Source organism: Jannaschia sp. R86511, assembly GCF_042466345.1.
GTDB lineage: Bacteria > Actinomycetota > Actinomycetes > Actinomycetales > JBBAYJ01 > Aquipuribacter.
In genome coordinates, this window is the sequence record NZ_JAXHCD010000001.1 from 3,683,239 (window position 1) to 3,700,132 (window position 16,894).

Consider the following 16,894-nt stretch of genomic DNA (forward strand, 5'->3'; position numbering starts at 1 on the left):
ACGCCGATCCTGGCACCGACCCCGGACACCGCACGCGGTCGCGTGCCACCATCGGCTCCTGCGGGCACGGGCCCGCAGGGGGACGGGGTGCGAGATGCGTTGGACGTGGCTGCTCGCGGGTGTCGTCGGCGGCGTGGTGGGCGGCCTGGCGGTGGCCCTTCTGCTGCTGCACGGCCCCGTCGACCTGCTGACCGGGGGTTTGGTGGGCGGGACGACCGGCCCCGACCAGGGGTACGCGATCGGCTGGGGGACGCTGGCCCTGCTCAACGCCGGGTTGGCGCAGACCAAGGGTCACAGCGGCCTGGGCTGGTTCCTCGGGTCGCTGCTGCTGGGCCCGGTGGCCACGTTCCTCCTCGTCGTCATGGAGTCCCCGCGCGGCGCCCAGGAGCGGCTCGAGGCCTACCGGGCGTGGCAGCGGGACCAGGCCCGGCCGGATGGTCAGGACGTGGCGCAGGAGCAGCGCCCCAGCACCGGCTGAGACTCAGATCGCCATGGCTGAGCGCACCGCGTCCCGCGAGGCCGCCCCGCCGGGCCCGGTGTCGCTCACCCGCCCCGACGCCAGCACGTAGTACGTGCTGGCCGCGGTGAGCGCGAAGCCGACGTGCTGCTCGACCAGCAGGACGGACAGCCCGCCCCGACGGGTCAGCGCCAGCACGGTCTCCTGGATCTCGGCGACGACCGACGGCTGGATGCCCTCGGTCGGCTCGTCGTGGATCAGCACCCGGGGCCCGGTCATCAGGGCGCGGGCGATGGCCAGCTGCTGGCGCTGCCCACCGGACAGCAGGCCGGCCCTGCGGTCGAGGAGCGGGGTCAGCGCCGGGAACATGTCCAGCGCCTCGGCCTGCCGCTGCCGGCCGTCCCGGCGGGTGTCGGCGATCAGGCGCAGGTTCTCCGCCGTCGTCAGCTGGGGGAACGACTGCTGCCCCTGCGGGACGTAGGCCAGCCCGCGCCGGACCCGCTGGTGCGGGGGCAACCGGGTGACGTCCTCCCCGTCCAGCAGCACCTGCCCGGACCGCGGCGTGAGCAGGCCGACGGCCGCGCGCAGCAGCGTCGTCTTGCCCGCCCCGTTGTGGCCGAGGACGGCGGCCACCCCGTCGGTGGGCACGGACACCGACACCCCGTGGACCACCTCGGCGCGGCCGTAGCCCACCCGGACGTCGACCAGCTCCAGCATCACGCCACCTCGTCGGCCGGGTCGTGGGCGGGTCCGAGGTAGGCCTCCTGGACCCGGGGGTCGGCCTGCACGTCGGCGTAGCTGCCCTGGGCCAGCACCTGACCGGCGGCCAGCACCGTGACGGTGTCGGCGTAGGCGCGCAGGAACTCCATGTCGTGCTCGACCACGACCACGACGTGGTCGCGGGCCACGGTGCGCAGCAGCTCCCCGGTCTGCGCCCGCTCGTCGGCGCTCATGCCGGCGACGGGCTCGTCCAGCAGCAGCACCCGGGCGTCCTGCACCAGCAGCATCCCGATCTCCAGCCACTGCTTCTGCCCGTGGGCGAGCTCCCCGGCTCGTCGGTCCCGCAGGTGGGCGAGGCCGATGGTCTCCAGCGCGGCCTCCACCGAGGCCGGCACGCCCCGACGGGCCCGCAGCAGGCTGAACGGGTTTCGCAGCGCCCCGGCCGCGATGTCCAGGTTGACCAGGACCGACAGCTCCTCGAAGACGCTGGCGGTCTGGAACGTCCGCCCCACCCCGGCGCGGGCGACCTGGTGGACCTTCTTGCCCAGCAGCTCGACCCCGTCGAACTTCGCCGACCCGGTGGCGGGGGTGAGCCCGGTGACGGCGTCCACCAGGGTGGTCTTGCCGGCCCCGTTCGGTCCGATGAGGAACCGCAGGTCGCCCTGCAGCACGGTCAGGTCGACCCCGCCCACGGCGACGAACCCGTCGAACGTGACCCGAAGGTCGCGGATCTCCAGGTAGTCCTGCCTCATCGCACACCCCCGGGCTGGACCTGGCCGGTCGGGTCGTCGACCAGCGGGACGTCAGCCGTCGCGCCAGTGGGCGGTGGGTCGCCGTCACTCCCGTCGCCGGCCGGGGTCGGACCCGCCCGAGGGTCGGAGCGGTCCTCGGCCCGCCGTCGTCGCCACCGCTCGCCTACCAGCGACACGACGCCGCCGGGCAGGAACGACACGACCAGGATGAAGAGCAGGCCCTGCAGGTAGATCCAGACCGACTCGAGCTCCGCCGACAACGTGCTGCCGGCGTAGGACACCGCGAGCGAGCCGAGGACCGGCCCGAGCAGGGTGGCGCGACCGCCCACGGCCACGCCGATGACGAAGCCGATGGACGGCACGACCCCGACGTTGCTGGGCGAGATGATCCCGACCACGGGTACGAACAGCGCCCCGCCCACCCCGGCGAACACCGCCGCGACGACGTAGGCGAACACCTTGACCAGGGCCGGGTCGTAGCCGAGGAAACGGACCCGCTCCTCGCCGTCGCGCACCGCGGTGAGCAGCTCGCCGTACCGGCTGCGCATCAGCTGGTGGACGATCGCCACCATCCCCAGCAGCACGCCGGCGCAGATGAAGAACAGCATCCGCCGGTTGACCGGGTCGTTGAGCACGAAGCCGAAGAACTGCTGGAAGTTGGACAGGCCGTTGGAGCCGCCGATGGTGCCCTGCTGGCTGATCAGCAGCAGCGCGAAGGCCGACGCCAGGGCCTGGGAAAGGATGGCGAAGTAGGCGCCCTTCACCTTGCGCCGGAACACCGCGAAGCCCAGCACGAACGCCACCACCGCCGGCACCGCGACGATCCCCACGACCGCGGCCGCGGGGTGGCGGAACAGCTCCCACCACCAGGGCAGGCCGCTGCCGGTGACCATGAAGCTGGGCCGACCACCCGGTCCGGCGTCGCTCAGCTGCAGGTGGATGGCCATGATGTAGGCGCCCAGGCCGAAGAACACGCCCTGGCCCAGGGTGAGCATGCCGCCGCGGCCCCAGGCCAGGCCGATGCCGACCGCGACCATGGCCAGGCACAGGAACTGGGCCAGCAGCCGCAGCCGGAAGTCGCTCAGCACCAGCGGGGCCAGGACGAACAGGGCCAGCGCGGCCACGGCGTACCCGCTGAGCCCGACCAGGCGCGAGCGCAGCCGCGAGCCCGGGGACGGGACGGCCACCGCCCCGCTCACGCGAGGCTCCTCGTCCGGACGCTGAAGAGCCCCTGCGGCCGGACCTGGAGGAACACGATGACCACGACCAGCAGCAGCACCTTGGCCGTGCTGACGGACTGGGAGTAGGCGAAGACGGCCTGCAGCGTGCCCAGCGCGAACGCGGCGATGACCGCGCCCTTGATCTGGCCGATGCCACCGACCACGACGACCAGGAACGCGTCGACGATGTAGGTGGTCCCCATGTAGGGCTGGGTGGACCCGATCAGGGTGAGGGCGACCCCGGCCACCCCGGCCAGGCCGGAACCGATGAAGAACGTGATCCGGTCAGTGGTGCGGGTGGCGATGCCCGACGTCTCGGCCAGACCGCGGCTCTGCACCACGGCCCGGATCCGGCGCCCGAGCGCGGTGCGCGTGAGCACCAGGGCCAGCGCGGTGACGCAGCCCAGCGACAGCGCCACGATGAACAGCCGGCTGGTGGTGAACGGGGCACCGAGGATCTCGACGTTGCCCTGCAGCCAGGACGGCGCGCGCACCTCGACCGCGGGAGCCCCGAAGACGTCCCGGGCGACCTGCTGCAGGATCAGCGACACCCCCCAGGTGACCAGCAGCGTGTCCAGCGGGCGGTGGTACAGCCGGCTGATCAGGGTGACCTCGAGCAGCACCCCGAGCAGCCCGCCGACCACGAACGCCAGCGGCAGCGAGACCAGCAGCGAGAGCCCCACGTCGGAGAAGATCTGCTGCACGACGAAGGCCGTGTAGGCCCCGGCCATGATGAACTCGCCGTGCGCCATGTTGATGACGCCCATCTGGCCGAAGGTCAGCGACAGGCCCAGGGCGATCAGCAGCAGCACCGAGCCCAGGCTGATGCCGGCGTACAGCTGGCTCAGGACGGCGTCCACGGCCGGTCCCCTCGCTCCCCCGCCTCAACCGCAGTACGTCTCGTCCTTCTCCAGCGTGGCGGCCCACTCGTAGGTCTCCAGGCACGGGTCCGGCTCGATCGGGGCGTCGGAGGACCAGACGGTGTCGATCAGGCCCTCGTCGTTGACCTGGCCGATCAGGGCGGTCTTGGCGATGTGGTGGTTGTCGCCGTTCACGGTCACCTCGCCCTCGGGGGCGGCGAAGCTCACGCCGTCGGCGGCCTCCTGCACGGCGGCCACGTCGAACGAGCCGGCCTCCTCGACCATGCCCTTCCACAGGTACAGCGACGCGTAGGCAGCCTCCATCGGGTCGCTCGTGACCGCGTCGTCGCCGTAGGCGGCCTTGAACGCCGCGACGAACGCCTCGTTCTCGGCGGACTCGACCGTCTGGTAGTAGTTCCAGGCCGTGTACTGCCCGGCCAGGCGCTCGACGCCGATGCCGGGGACCTCCTCCTCGGCGATCGACACGGAGATGACGGGCATGGTCTCCGCGTCCAGACCGACGTTGTCGTACTGGGTGAAGAAGCTGACGTTGGAGTCGCCGTTCAGGGTGTTGAACACCGCGTCGGCCCCGCTGGCCTGGACCCGGTTGACGATCGTGGGGATGCCCTCGACCGAGCCGAGCGGCTCGTAGTCCTCACCGACGATCTCGATGCCGTACTCCTCGGCGTAGGCCTTGATGATCGCGTTGGCCGTCTGCGGGAACACGTAGTCGCTGCCCACCAGGTGCAGCGACGTCACCCCGAGCTCGTCCTTGAGGTAGTCCAGCGCGGGGATGATCTGCTGGTTGGTGGTCGCCCCGGTGTAGAAGATGTTGTCCGAGGCCTCGAGGCCCTCGTACTGCACGGGGTAGAACAGCAGCGCGTCGTTGCTCTCGAACACCGGCAGCATCGCCTTGCGGCTGCTGGAGGTCCAGCCGCCGAACACCGCGGCCACGCAGTCGCTCTGGACCAGCTTGGTGGCCCGCTCGGCGAACACCGTGGGGTCGGAGGCCCCGTCCTCGGTGACCACCTCGAGCTGCTTGTCCAGCACGCCGCCGTCGGCGTTGATCTCCTCCACCGCGAGCTCGAGGGACCGGCGCACCGTGGTCTCGCTGATGGACATGGTCCCGGACATCGAGTTGAGCAGGCCGACCTTGACGGTGTCGCCGCTGGTGTCGACGCAGGACGCGCCGCCCCCGCCGGCCGAGGCCGAGGGGTCGGCCGCCGCGACGCCGTCATCGACCCGGGCCCCGCCGCAGGCGGCGAGCGTCGTGACGAGCCCGGCCACGAGCAGCGACCGGGCGACGGAGCCGAGGGAGGGTCGGGCAGGGGATGCGGTCATCAGGGGTCCCGTCGAAGAGGTGAGGGGACCCGCGCGGGAGGATCCCCTGCGCTGGGGTGGTGCGGTCTGCGGGCCGATGACCTGGCGTGACATCACCTGCCTGACGGACCGAAACCTAGGAACGCCCCGTTTCCCCTCCTCACGCCGCAGGTGAACGGCCGGTTAACTCCTGCGCCGACCAGCCGCGCCCGCGGCTGGGACACTGGTCCGGCCATGACTGCTGCGCCGCACCACCACGACGACCTCGCCGACCCCACCGACGCCTCCGAGGCGCTGGCCGCCATCGCCGCCACGCTGCCGACCACGGCCACCGCGCCGCTGGCCGACGTGGTCCCGGGCACCGGCCCCGACGAGGTGCTCGAGCTGCTGACGGCCTGGACCCAGGACACGGGCCTGACGCTGTACCCGCACCAGGAGGAGGCCCTGCTCGAGCTGGCCGCGGGCTCGAACGTCGTGCTGTCCACCCCCACCGGGTCGGGCAAGTCGATGGTCGCCCTGGGCGCGCACGCCCTGGCCCTGGGCGAGGGCCGCCGGTCCTTCTACACCGCCCCCATCAAGGCCCTGGTCAGCGAGAAGTTCTTCGCCCTGTGCGAGGTGTTCGGCGCCGAGCGGGTCGGCATGATGACCGGTGACGCCGGCATCAACACCGACGCCCCCATCGTCTGCGCGACGGCCGAGGTGCTGGCCAACCTGGCCCTGCGGCAGGGCCGGGCCGCCGACGTCGGCCAGGTCGTGATGGACGAGTTCCACTACTACGGCGACCGGGACCGCGGCTGGGCCTGGCAGGTCCCCCTGATCGAGCTGGTCGACGCCCAGTTCGTCCTGATGAGCGCCACCCTCGGCGACATGGCCCCGCTGGCCAAGCGGATGCAGGAGCGCACCGGGCGTCCGACCGCCCTGGTCACCAGCGCCGAGCGGCCGGTCCCGCTCGCCTTCGAGTTCTCCAAGGAGCCGCTGCACGAGGCGATCGAGCTGTTGCTGCGCGGCAACCAGGCACCGGTCTACGTCGTGCACCCCACCCAGCGCGACGCCCTCGAGCACGCCTCCAGCCTGATGAGCAGCACCGTCCGCACCAAGGAGCAGAAGGAGGCCATCCGGGCCGAGGTCGGCGCGTTCCGGTTCGGCACCGGCTTCGGCAAGACCCTGTCCCGCCTCATCGCGGCCGGGGTGGGCGTGCACCACGCCGGCATGCTGCCCCGGTACCGGCGCCTGGTCGAGCGGCTCACCCAGCGCGGCCTGCTGGCCGTGGTCTGCGGCACCGACACGCTCGGAGTCGGCATCAACGTCCCGATCCGGACCGTGCTCATCGTCTCGCTGACCAAGTACGACGGGCGCAAGGTCCGGCTGCTGTCGGCGCGGGAGTTCCACCAGGTGGCCGGTCGGGCCGGTCGCGCGGGCTACGACACCTCCGGCACCGTCGTCGTGCAGGCGCCCGAGCACGTCATCGAGAACGAGCGGGCCGCGGCCAAGGCCAGCAACGATCCGGCCAAGCGCAAGAAGATCGTCAAGAAGAAGCCCGTCCCCGGCACGGTCACCTGGGGCGAGGAGACCTTCGACCGGCTGGTGCACGCCCAGCCCGAGCCGCTGACGTCGCACTTCAAGATCTCGCACGCCATGCTGCTGAACGTCGTGGCCCGCCCGGGCGACGCGTTCACCGCCGTCCGGCACCTGATCGAGGACTCCGACGAGCCGCGCAGCCGCCAGCTGCACCACATGCGCCGCGCCATCTCCGCCTACCGGTCGCTGCTGACCGCCGGGGTGGTCGAGCGGGTCGACCCGCCGGACGCCGAGGGGCGCACCGTGCGGCTCACGGTCGACCTGCAGCGCGACTTCGCCCTCAACCAGCCGCTGTCGACGTTCGCGCTGGCCGCGATGGAGCTGCTGGACAAGGAGTCCCTCGACTACGCCCTGGACGTGGTCAGCGTCATCGAGGCCACCCTCGACGAGCCGCGCCAGGTGCTGGCCGCGCAGCGCAACGCGGCCAAGGGCGAGGCCGTGCAGGGCATGAAGGCCGACGGCATCGAGTACGAGGAGCGGATGGAGCTGCTGGAGGAGGTCAGCTACCCGCAGCCGCTGGCCGAGCTGCTGCAGCAGGCCTTCGACACCTACGCCGAGGCCCAGCCCTGGGTCAGCGAGTACGAGCTGAGCCCCAAGTCCGTGGTGCGCGACATGGTCGAGCGGGCCGCGACGTTCACCGAGTACGTCCGCGCCTACGACCTGATCCGCTCCGAGGGCGTGCTGCTGCGCTACCTGGCCGACGCCTACCGCGCGCTGCGTCAGACCGTGCCCGAGGACGCCCGCACCGAGGAGCTGCGCGACCTGGTCGAGTGGCTGGGCGAGCTCGTCCGCCAGACCGACTCCTCGCTGCTGGACGAGTGGGCCCAGCTCGCGGCCGGCACCGACGAGCACGGCGAGGTGCGCCCCGGCAGCGTCGACGACGGCCCTCCCCCGGTCACCCGCAACGTGCGCGCGTTCCGCGTCCTGGTCCGCAACGAGATGTTCCGCCGGGTCCGGATGGCGTCGCTGCGGCAGTGGAACTACCTGGGCGAGCTCGACGCCGAGGCCGGCTGGGACGCCGACGCGTGGCGCGAGGTCATCCAGGCCTACTTCGCCGAGCACGACGAGATCGGCACCGGCCCCGACGCCCGGGGCCCGGACCGGTTCACCATCACCGTCGAGCGCGACGTCTGGAAGGTCTGGCAGGCCTTCGACGACCCGGCCGGGCACCTGGACTGGGGCATCACCGCCGAGGTCGACCTGGCTGCGAGCGACGAGGCCGGCGAGGCCGTGATCCGGGTCGTCGACGTCGGGCAGCTCTGACCCGGTGACGTCGTTCGCACCGATGCAGCTGCGGCTGGTGACCGAGCGCCTGGTCCTCACGCCGCAGGTGCCGGGCGACGCGGGATGGCTCGCGGAGCTGTTCACCCTGCGGGGGCGGGGCGTGGTGACCCCGGAGCAGGCGCGCGACCGGGTCGCAGCCGTGCACCGGACGTTCGCCGAGCACGGCATCGGAGCGGCCGTGCTCCGTCGGGCCGGCCGCGAGGACGCGCTCGGCTACGTCGCGATCGTCGTTGGTCGGGGCACGCCGGCCGAGCCCGAGCTGGCCTACGAGCTGCTCCCGGCCGCCCACGGTCACGGCTACGCGACCGAGGCGTCGCGCGCGTTGCTGGCGTCGGCGTTCGCGACCGGCCGGGACGTGGTGCAGGCGACGATCAGGCCCTGGAACCACGCCTCGCTCCGGGTCGCGCAGACGCTCGGCCTGCGACTGGACCGGACCACCGTCGACGCCGACGGCGAGATCCAGTGGTGGCGGGCCGAGTCGCGGACCTGGGCGACCGTGATACCAGACTGATACCGTTGATGAATGGCCATGACGCTGCGAACCGACTCCGTGCTGGAGGAGGCCCTGGACGCGCTCGTGGAGCGCGAGGGCCTCTCCCGTCAGGAGATCGTCCGCCGTGCCGTCCTCGAGCGGTACGAGCGATCGGGGCACGCCGACCGGGTGACGGAGGCCGGGGAGCGGCTGGCCGACCGGTGGGGCGACGTGCTCGAACGCCTCGGCACGGTCTGAGCCGTGGAGCACCTCGACGTCGAGGACCTGCTCCGCCTGACGCGCATCCTGGGCGCAGGCCCCGTCCGGGACCTGGGCCTGCTGGACGCGGCGGCGAACCGACCGCGGGCGAGCGCCTTCGGCGAGGACGCCTACCCCACGGTGGCGGCCAAGGCCGCCGCCCTGCTCCACTCCGTCGTGTCCAGCCACCCGCTCGTGGACGGCAACAAGCGTCTGGGCTGGCTCGCCTGCGTGGTCTACCTCGACCTGCACGGGTTGCGCCCGGACCTGACGGACGAGGCGGCCTTCCAGATCGTGATGAGGGTCGCCGAGGGCGGGGCCGACGACATCGCCGCGCTCGCGGACGCGCTGCGGTGCACCGAGATCTGAGCGAGCCACGCCGGACGCCTGCTGCGCCCCTACCTACGCTGGCGTAGGTTGTCGCCCAGGGCCGCACGTCCCGTGGCCCGGGATTGGGGTAAGCCATGACGCTGTCCGACACCACGCGCCTGCTGCACGAGCTCGAGCCCGTCGTGGCCGAGAACCTCGACCGGCACCTCGCCACCAGCAAGGAGTGGATGCCGCACGAGTACATCCCGTGGAGCCAGGGCCGCGACTACGTCGGCCCGGACGGCGAGCCGTGGAGCGTCGAGCAGTCGCAGCTGTCGCCCATCGCCCGGACCGCGCTGGAGCTCAACCTGCTCACCGAGGACAACCTGCCCAGCTACCACCGCGAGATCGAGCGCGCCTTCGGCAACGACGGCCCATGGGGCACCTGGGTCGGGCGCTGGACCGCCGAGGAGGGCCGGCACGGGTACGCGCTGCGCGACTACCTGCTCGTCACCCGTGGGGTCGACCCGGTCGAGCTCGAGCGGGCCCGGATGGCCACCATGACCGAGGGCTTCGACTCCGGCGACAAGCCGCTGCTGCGGGTCTGCGCGTACGTGTCGTTCCAGGAGCTCGCCACCCGGGTCAGCCACCGCAACACGGGCAGGTACACCGACGACCCGATCGCCAACAAGCTGATGGCGCGGATCTCGATGGACGAGAACCTGCACATGATCTTCTACCGCAACCTGGTGACGGCCTCGCTGGAGATCAGCCCCGACGAGATGGTGAAGGCCATCCGGGACGAGATCGTCGACTTCCAGATGCCCGGCGCCGGCATCGAGGGCTTCCAGCGCAAGGCGTTCCAGATGGCCCAGGCGGGCATCTACGACCCTCGCAACCACCTGGACGACGTCGTCATGCCGCTGCTGCGCCACTGGGGCGTCATGGAGCTGACGGGTCTTGGCCCCGAGGGCGAGCAGGCCCGGGCCGAGCTGGCCGCGTTCCTGGCGACGGCGGACTCGCAGGCGGCGACGTTCGTCGAGAAGCGTGAGGCGGCCGCGGCCCGTCGGGCGGCGCGGGCCGGCTGAGCCGTCCCGCCCCGGCCCGGCGACGGAGCAGGACGACGACCGCGACGACGGCGACCACCGACGCCGCGCTCAGCAGCCCGGTGACGCCAACGGCGAGGACCGTCCGGGTGAGCCAGCCCTGGAGCGCGGTGGCGGTCTCCACGACCGGGTCGCCGGCGGTCGGGTCCGCGGCGACGCGCAGCTCGTACACCCCGTACCAGCCGACGTAGGCCCCGGCCAGCAGCACCAGGGCGCCCGCCACGCGCGGCAGCACCGGCGCCAACCGCCGCAGCCCCCGCGCCACCTGGTCCTGGGCCAGGGCCACCGACAGCGCCAGCACGCCGACCACGGCCCCCATGCCGACGGCGTAGACCACGAAGGCGCCGAGCACCGCAGCGGGCCCGCCCCGCAGCGCGGTGGCCCACACCGACAGGAACGGCCCGATGGTGCACGACAGGCTGGCCAGGGCGAAGGTCACCCCGTAGGCCGCGTGACCCAGGGCGCCGGAGCCCCGGGCCAGGCGACGCACCCCCGGCAGCTGGAGGGTGGGCAGACCCCGCAGCTCCCGCCCGGCCAGCAGCCGGACCCCGACCACGACCAGCACCGCTCCCACGACGACCGTCACGTAGGGCAGCACCGGCACGACCACCGCGGCCGCGGCCCCGAGGGCCAGCGCCGCCAGCGCGAACACGACGACGAAGCCGACCGTCATCCCCGCGGTGAACCGGAGCGCCCGCGCCACGGCGGCGCCCCGGGGCACGGCAGCGCCGTCGCCGGGTGCGCCGCCCGTCACGGCGAGGGTGACGTAGGCCGGCAGCAGGGCGAACCCGCAGGGGTTGACCGCCGCCACGGCGCCGGCGGCCAGGGCCAGCGCGAGCAGGGCCGGGTCCATCAGCCGCTCCCTCCCGGCGTCCGGCTCAGCCGAGCAGGGCGGCGGTGACCTGGTCCAGGTCGTCCCCGGCCAGCCCGCCCGGCCACAGCGTCGCGTCGCCGGTCGCGTCGACGACGACGTAGGACGGCTGGGACACGACGCCGAACTGTGCCCACAGCGAGCCGTCGGCGTCCTGCAGGTGGGCGAAGCCGTCGACCCCCGTCTCGGCCACGAAGTCGGCCATGTCGTCCGCCGGCCCCAGCCCTGCCACCCCCACGAAGGTGATGTCGCCCTCGGTCGCGGCCGCCGCGGCGGCGACGTCGCCGGACTCGGCCCGGCACACCGTGCACCAGGGCGCCCAGAACCAGTAGACGACCGGGCCGTCGACCGCGGCGGCGTCGAACGCCTCCCCGCCCAGGGTCACCCCCGTCACGGCCGCGGGGTCGTAGTCGACGGGGCTGGACCCGCTGAGCAGCGCCGCCACCCGCGCGGCGCCGCCGTCGGTGCCCGCGGCGGCGTCGTCCGACGGACCGGCGCCCTCGGCCGAAGGACCGTCGGTCGGGGTGCCGGCACCGTCCGCAGCCCCGTCGGAGGCCCCGTCCGCCCCCTCGTCCGCCCCGTCGTCCGCCCCGTCGACAGCGCCGTCGGTCGGGACCGTGGGACCGGGCGCGTCCGCCGCCTCGCCGGAGCCGTCGGCCCCGGCCCCGCAGCCCGCCAGCAGGACGGCGCCGAGCACGACGGGGGTGAGCAGGGCGGGAAGGGGTCGGGTGGCGGTCCGGCGCAGCGTCATGAGGTCCTCGGTCCAGGTCGGGGGCGTCCGGTGATCGTCACACGGCCGGCGCCCGGGCGTCCTGCCGTGACCCCCGTCCGGCGGTGACGAAACGCTGACGTCCTTCCCGGTCGGCTCAGACCCGTTCGCGCAGCAGCTCGGCGGCGCGCGCCGTGCGGGCCAGGTCGGCCCGCTGCAGGCCGCGCTCGGCGTCGGCCGGCTGGGCCGTCAGCGACAGGAACCGCAGCAGCTCGTGGTCCATCCCCACCTGCGACCAGGGTCCGGTGACCAGGCCCGCCAGCTGCTCGGCGTCCGCGGCGGCGCCCCCGCCGGTGGGGGCCAGCAGCAGCGTCCGCTCCTGCTCGACCAGCGCCGCGAGCCGCTCCCAGGCCGGGGCGTTCGCCCCCGAGGCGGTGGCCGGGACGTGCACGCCCAGCCCGTCGGCCCCGCTCTCGGCCAGCAGGCCCACGGGGGACTCCTCGGCGTGGCAGCGCAGCACCACGGCCGCCCCGGTCGCGTGGGCCGCGTCGACCAGCAGCCGCAGGCCGTCCCGGACCTCGTTGGGCGGCACGGCCCGCAGCGTGTCGTAGCCGCTCGCGGTGGGCACCCGGCCCAGCAGCACGGACGGCAGCGACGGCTCGTCCAGCAGCAGCACCACGGGGACCCCCGCGGCGGCCCGGCGCACGGCGGCCAGCACGTCGGCCAGGCCCTCGGCCAGGGACGACACCACGTCGCGGCGGGCGCCGGGGTCGGACACGGCCACCTCGCCGCGCTGCCGCTGCAGCGAGGCCGCGAGCGTCCAGGGCCCCATGACCCCGACGACCAGCGCCTGCGCGCGGCCGACCTCCTCACCCCGCTCGGCCAGGGCGTCGAGGTCCTGGCCCCACCACGACCGGCCCCGGGCCAGGTCCCGGCCCGGCCGGTCGACCAGCCGCCAGCCGGACGGCTGCAGGTCCACGGGCAGGTCGACGAGGAACGACGCGCTGCGACCCACCGCGTCCGCGCCGACGCCGCGCTCGGGCAGCACCGGCAGGAACGGCACGTGGCCCGCCCCCAGCTCACCCAGGACCAGGTCGAGGGCGTGGTCGGGCCGCGTGCCCGGCAGCGGCCCGTGGGCCGTGGCCCACGGGCCGGCCGGCAGGCTCACCACCGCTCGTGGACCAGGGCCCGGACGTGCCGGTCGTACACGGCCGCGACGTCGGCCCGCTGCGCCTCGGTCAGCGGCTCGCTGTCGGCGACGGCCGCGTTGCGACGGGCCTGGTCGGAGTTGCGGGCGCCCGGGATCACGGCCGTCACGCCCGGGGTGTCGATGACCCAGCGCAGGGCGAACTCGGCCAGGGGACGGTCGCCGGCGATCTCGCGCAGGTCCTCCACGGCCCGCAGGCCCACGTCGAACGGCACCCCGGCGAAGGTCTCGCCCACGTCGAACGCGGCCCCGTCGCGGTTGTAGGTGCGGTGGTCGTCGGCCGCGAACGTCGTGGTCGCGTCGTAGCGGCCGCTCAGCAGGCCCGAGGCGAGCGGCACCCGGGCGATGACACCGACCCCGGCCTCCCGGGCCGCGGGCAGCACCTGCTCCAGCGGCTTGAGCCGGAACGCGTTGAGGATGATCTGCACCGTGGCGACCCCGGGCCGCGCGATGGCGGTCAGCGCCTCGTCGCAGGTCTCCACGCTCACGCCGTAGGCCCTGATCGCACCGTCCGCCACCAGCCCGTCCATGACCTCGAACACCGCGTCGTCGGAGTAGACCGGCGTAGGCGGGCAGTGCAGCTGGACCAGGTCCAGGGACTCCACCGCCAGGTTGGTCCGCGACCGGTCGACCCAGGCGCGCAGGTTGTCGGCCGTGAACTGCGCCGGCTCCAGCGGGTCCGCCCGGCGCCCCGCCTTGGTCGCGACGAACACCTCGGGGTGCCGCGCGGCCGACGACTGGCTGATCAGCTGCTCGCTGCGGCCGTCGCCGTACACGTCGGCCGTGTCCAGGAACGTCACCCCGGCCTCCAGGGCGCCGTCCAGCGTGGCCAGGGCGTCGTCCTCGGTCACGTCGCCCCAGTCGGCCCCCAGCTGCCAGCAGCCGAGGCCGACGACGGACAGGGAACGGTCGAGACGGGGGACAGCACGGGACTCCATGCCCCCGAGACTAGGTGCCCGCAGCGAGGCCGGCCTCACGTCGCGGGGGCCCGCAGGGACGCACGCGGGGCTCAGGCCACCGTGAGCCTGTACCCCATCCCCCGCACCGTCTCGATGCGCTGCTTGCCGACCTTGGCCCGCAGGTAGCGGACGTAGACGTCGACCACGTTCGACCCGGGGTCGAAGTCGTAGCCCCACACCCGGCTGAGCAGCTGCTCCCGGCTCAGCACCTGGTCGGGGTGGCGCATGAACACCTCGGCGAGCGAGAACTCCCGCGCCGACAGCTCGACGGTGCGGCCCTCCACGTCCGCCCGCCGGGTCCGCAGGTCCAGGCTCAGCGCGCCCACCCGCAGCACGGTCTCCTCGGCCGTCGACGTGGTGGCGCTGCGCAGCCGCAGCCGGACCCGCGCCAGCAGCTCCTCGAACGCGAAGGGCTTGCGGACGTAGTCGTCGGCACCGAGCGACAGCCCGGTCACGGTGTCGTCGACGGCGTCGCGGGCCGTGAGCACGATGACCGGCACCGTGTACCCCTGGGCCCGTAGCGCCTTCAGCACCGAGAACCCGTCCATCAGCGGCAGCCCGATGTCGAGGATGACGAGGTCGACCTCGTCGCTGCGGGCCAGGTCCAGCGCGGTGACGCCGTCGGGGGCCACCACGGTCGTGAAGCCGTTGGACCGCAGCCCCTTCTCCAGGAAGCTGACGATGCGCGGCTCGTCCTCGGCGATCAGGATCCGGTTCACGGTTCTCCCCTGTCGTTCCGTGCGGAGACCTGCCCGGCGGAGGCCGGACGGGCGTAGAGGTCGACGGCCGGGTCCGGGCCGAGGTCGGGGGTGTCCACCTCGTCGGACGCGTCGTCGGAGGGGTCGGCGTCGCCGTGGGCACCCACCCAGGGCAGGTCGAGCACGAAGGTGGCCCCGGCCCCGGGGGCGTTCTCGAGCAGCACGTGCCCACCGTGGCCGACGGCGATGGCCTGCACGATGGCCAGGCCCAGGCCCGTGCCGGAGTCGCGCGTCTCACCCGTCCCGCGCCCGAACCGCTGGAAGATGCGCTCCTCGTCGGCCGGGTCCACCCCGGCACCGGTGTCCCGGACCCACAGCTGGACCCGGTCGCGGCCGGGCTCGACGCCGCGGACCCGGTCCGAGCCCAGCGCGATGACGTCGCCGTCCTGGGTGTACGACACGGCGTTGCTGGCCAGCTGCAGCAGGGCCTGGGTGACGCGGGAGCGGTCCAGCAGGATCTCGCCCACCGCCAGGCCGTCGATGCGCCACTGCCGGTCGGCCAGGCCGGCCAGCTTCTCCACCACCTCGTCGGTGAGCACCGTGACGTCGACCGGCTCCGGGCGCACGAAGTCGGGGCGCTCCGACTTGGCCAGCGTGATCAGGTCGTCGACCAGCCGGGACATCCGGTCCAGCTCGTCCAGCACCAGGGCCCGGGTCGCCCGGACGTCGTCGGGGTCGTCGGCGTCGACCAGGTCGAGGTGGCCGCGCACGATGGTCACCGGGGTGCGCAGCTCGTGGCCCACGTCGTTGAGCAGGTCGCGCTGGCTGGCGAAGGCGCTCTCGAGCCGGTCGAGCATGTCGTTGAACCGCTGCGCGAGGTCGGAGATCTCGTCGCTGCCGCGCACGTCGATCCGCTGGGACAGGTCGTGGTCGTCGATCCGGGCGGCCGCGCGGCGCAGCTGCGCCAGCGGTGACAGCAGCCGCCCCAGCAGGAACCACCCCACGGCGGCCGCCACCACGACGACGGCGCCGTAGACCACGGCCCGCTCGAAGATCGTGCCGGTGACCTCGTCGTACTCCCCCTGGGTCAGGTAGGTCGCGACGAACAGCGCCTCGCGCGGGTCGTTGGGGTCCTCGACCGGCACGACGGCGAAGGTCAGCGGACCCCGGTCGCTGGTCTCGACCGTGCCGTACCCCGGCGCGGTGGTGGCGAGGATCTCGTCCAGGACCTGCGGCTCGAGCTCGACGTCGAAGCGGGGGGGTCGACTCCTGCGCGACGACCAGCTCGCCGTCGATGATGCCGAGCAGGTACTGGTCCTCCTCGGGCGCCAGGGTGAGCACCAGGGTCTCCAGCACGTTGTCCAGGCCGTCCCACGGCTCGCCCGAGACGGGGTTGATGGAGCCCGAGGCGAGGCTCTTGAACTCCTCGATCTCCTGCTCGAGCTCCTCCGCCACGCGCTGGTCGACGTCGTTGTACTGCACGATGTAGCTGAGCACGGCGGACACCGACAGCCCGACGACGATGAGCAGCACCATCGCGCCGATGACCTGCGTGCGCACCGAGCGGAACACGCGCCACCCCCGGCCCGGCTCAGTCGTCATCGTCGTCCCCGTCGTCGTCGTCCCCGTCGTCGTCCCCGTCGTCGTCATCCCCGTCGTCGTCGTCGTCCGCGTCGTCGTCCGCGTCGTCGTCCGCGTCGTCGTCCGCGCCGGCGTCGTCGTCCGCGCCGGGACCCGCACGGTCGGGGGCCACACGGGTGCCCGTGACCGCGCCGGAGCCGGCACCCGCGTCGTCCGCGTCGTCGTCGTCCGCGCCGGCGCCGGCGCCGTCATCGCCGTCCGCGTCGTCGTCGACCGGCGCCACGGGCGACTGGCTGGGGCTGGGGCTGGGACTGGGACTCGGGCTCGGGCTCGGGGCGGGAGCCGTGCTCGGCGCGCCCGCGTCGGCCTCCTGCTCGGCGGCCGCGACGGCGGTCGCCCCGACCTCGACCCCGGCCAGGTCCGGCCGGACGGGCGTGACGACGAGCGCGGCGGCAGCCACCACGAGCGCGACCGTCGCGGCCGTGGTGGCGGCGACGACGGCGTTGCGTTCCGTGGTGCTGTGCACCTGCCGA

17 protein-coding genes and 1 pseudogene are annotated in these 16,894 nt (G+C 73.6%); 6 read left to right on the forward strand and 12 right to left on the reverse strand.

Going from position 1 to position 16,894, the window contains the following annotated elements; all coding sequences use genetic code 11:
* Positions 1 to 94 precede the first annotated feature (94 nt).
* A complete protein-coding gene (locus tag SJY06_RS17165) occupies positions 95 to 478 on the forward strand; it encodes a hypothetical protein (protein ID WP_380168747.1) in 384 nt (127 codons plus the stop codon).
* A 3-nt stretch (positions 479 to 481) separates the two neighbouring features.
* On the opposite strand, the gene urtE is transcribed toward SJY06_RS17165, so the two are convergent.
* Genes urtE through urtA form a run of 5 tightly spaced genes read right to left on the reverse strand, consistent with a single transcriptional unit; the run spans position 482 to position 5,350 of the window.
* Positions 482 to 1,174, reverse strand: a complete 693-nt coding sequence (urtE, locus tag SJY06_RS17170) for an urea ABC transporter ATP-binding subunit UrtE (RefSeq protein ID WP_380169728.1) — start codon at positions 1,172 to 1,174, stop codon at positions 482 to 484.
* A complete protein-coding gene (gene urtD, locus SJY06_RS17175) occupies positions 1,174 to 1,929 on the reverse strand; it encodes an urea ABC transporter ATP-binding protein UrtD (RefSeq protein WP_380168748.1) in 756 nt (251 codons plus the stop codon). Before urtD ends, urtE begins: the two co-directional genes overlap by 1 nt.
* Positions 1,926 to 3,128, reverse strand: coding sequence for an urea ABC transporter permease subunit UrtC (gene urtC, locus SJY06_RS17180; protein ID WP_380168749.1), 1,203 nt, complete (start codon positions 3,126 to 3,128; stop codon positions 1,926 to 1,928). Before urtC ends, urtD begins: the two co-directional genes overlap by 4 nt.
* Positions 3,125 to 4,009, reverse strand: coding sequence for an urea ABC transporter permease subunit UrtB (gene urtB, locus SJY06_RS17185; protein ID WP_380168750.1), 885 nt, complete (start codon positions 4,007 to 4,009; stop codon positions 3,125 to 3,127). The genes urtC and urtB overlap by 4 nt, the downstream gene beginning before the upstream one ends.
* A 24-nt stretch (positions 4,010 to 4,033) precedes the next feature.
* Entirely contained in the window at positions 4,034 to 5,350 is a 1,317-nt protein-coding gene (urtA, locus tag SJY06_RS17190) for an urea ABC transporter substrate-binding protein (protein WP_380168751.1), read from the reverse strand.
* A gap of 213 nt (positions 5,351 to 5,563) precedes the next feature.
* Between urtA and SJY06_RS17195 the strand changes: the two genes are divergently transcribed.
* The 5 genes from SJY06_RS17195 to SJY06_RS17215 all read left to right on the forward strand — a co-directional run bounded on the left by SJY06_RS17195 (position 5,564) and on the right by SJY06_RS17215 (position 10,318).
* Positions 5,564 to 8,170 (forward strand): DEAD/DEAH box helicase, encoded by a 2,607-nt coding sequence (locus tag SJY06_RS17195; RefSeq protein ID WP_380168752.1) that lies wholly within the window; start codon positions 5,564 to 5,566, stop codon positions 8,168 to 8,170.
* Positions 8,171 to 8,174: 4 nt separating this feature from the next.
* Complete coding sequence (locus SJY06_RS17200) at positions 8,175 to 8,702, forward strand: GNAT family N-acetyltransferase (RefSeq protein WP_380168753.1); 528 nt, start codon at positions 8,175 to 8,177, stop codon at positions 8,700 to 8,702.
* 12 nt (positions 8,703 to 8,714) lie between these two features.
* Positions 8,715 to 8,921, forward strand: coding sequence for a ribbon-helix-helix protein, CopG family (locus SJY06_RS17205; RefSeq protein ID WP_380168754.1), 207 nt, complete (start codon positions 8,715 to 8,717; stop codon positions 8,919 to 8,921).
* A gap of 3 nt (positions 8,922 to 8,924) precedes the next feature.
* Positions 8,925 to 9,290, forward strand: a complete 366-nt coding sequence (locus SJY06_RS17210; RefSeq protein WP_380168755.1) for a type II toxin-antitoxin system death-on-curing family toxin — start codon at positions 8,925 to 8,927, stop codon at positions 9,288 to 9,290.
* A gap of 95 nt (positions 9,291 to 9,385) precedes the next feature.
* Positions 9,386 to 10,318 (forward strand): acyl-ACP desaturase, encoded by a 933-nt coding sequence (locus tag SJY06_RS17215; RefSeq protein ID WP_380168756.1) that lies wholly within the window; start codon positions 9,386 to 9,388, stop codon positions 10,316 to 10,318.
* A 217-nt stretch (positions 10,319 to 10,535) separates the two neighbouring features.
* Here SJY06_RS17215 and SJY06_RS17220 read toward each other — a convergent pair.
* From SJY06_RS17220 to SJY06_RS17250, 7 genes and pseudogenes are all read right to left on the reverse strand, one after another.
* Positions 10,536 to 11,189: pseudogene (locus SJY06_RS17220) on the reverse strand (cytochrome c biogenesis protein CcdA); the annotation flags it as partial.
* 25 nt (positions 11,190 to 11,214) lie between these two features.
* Entirely contained in the window at positions 11,215 to 11,958 is a 744-nt protein-coding gene (locus SJY06_RS17225; RefSeq protein ID WP_380168757.1) for a redoxin domain-containing protein, read from the reverse strand.
* Positions 11,959 to 12,073: 115 nt separating this feature from the next.
* A complete protein-coding gene (locus tag SJY06_RS17230; protein WP_380168758.1) occupies positions 12,074 to 13,084 on the reverse strand; it encodes a methionine synthase in 1,011 nt (336 codons plus the stop codon).
* Positions 13,081 to 14,061 carry an aldo/keto reductase gene (locus tag SJY06_RS17235; protein ID WP_380168759.1) on the reverse strand — a complete coding sequence of 327 codons (981 nt, stop codon included), beginning with the start codon at positions 14,059 to 14,061 and terminating at the stop codon, positions 13,081 to 13,083. The genes SJY06_RS17230 and SJY06_RS17235 overlap by 4 nt, the downstream gene beginning before the upstream one ends.
* 71 nt (positions 14,062 to 14,132) lie before the next feature.
* Complete coding sequence (locus SJY06_RS17240) at positions 14,133 to 14,801, reverse strand: response regulator transcription factor (RefSeq protein ID WP_380168760.1); 669 nt, start codon at positions 14,799 to 14,801, stop codon at positions 14,133 to 14,135.
* Entirely contained in the window at positions 14,798 to 15,925 is a 1,128-nt protein-coding gene (locus SJY06_RS17245) for a sensor histidine kinase (protein ID WP_380168761.1), read from the reverse strand. The genes SJY06_RS17240 and SJY06_RS17245 overlap by 4 nt, the downstream gene beginning before the upstream one ends.
* Before the next feature lie 446 nt (positions 15,926 to 16,371).
* Positions 16,372 to 16,887 carry a hypothetical protein gene (locus SJY06_RS17250; protein ID WP_380168762.1) on the reverse strand — a complete coding sequence of 172 codons (516 nt, stop codon included), beginning with the start codon at positions 16,885 to 16,887 and terminating at the stop codon, positions 16,372 to 16,374.
* Positions 16,888 to 16,894: the final 7 nt, after the last annotated feature.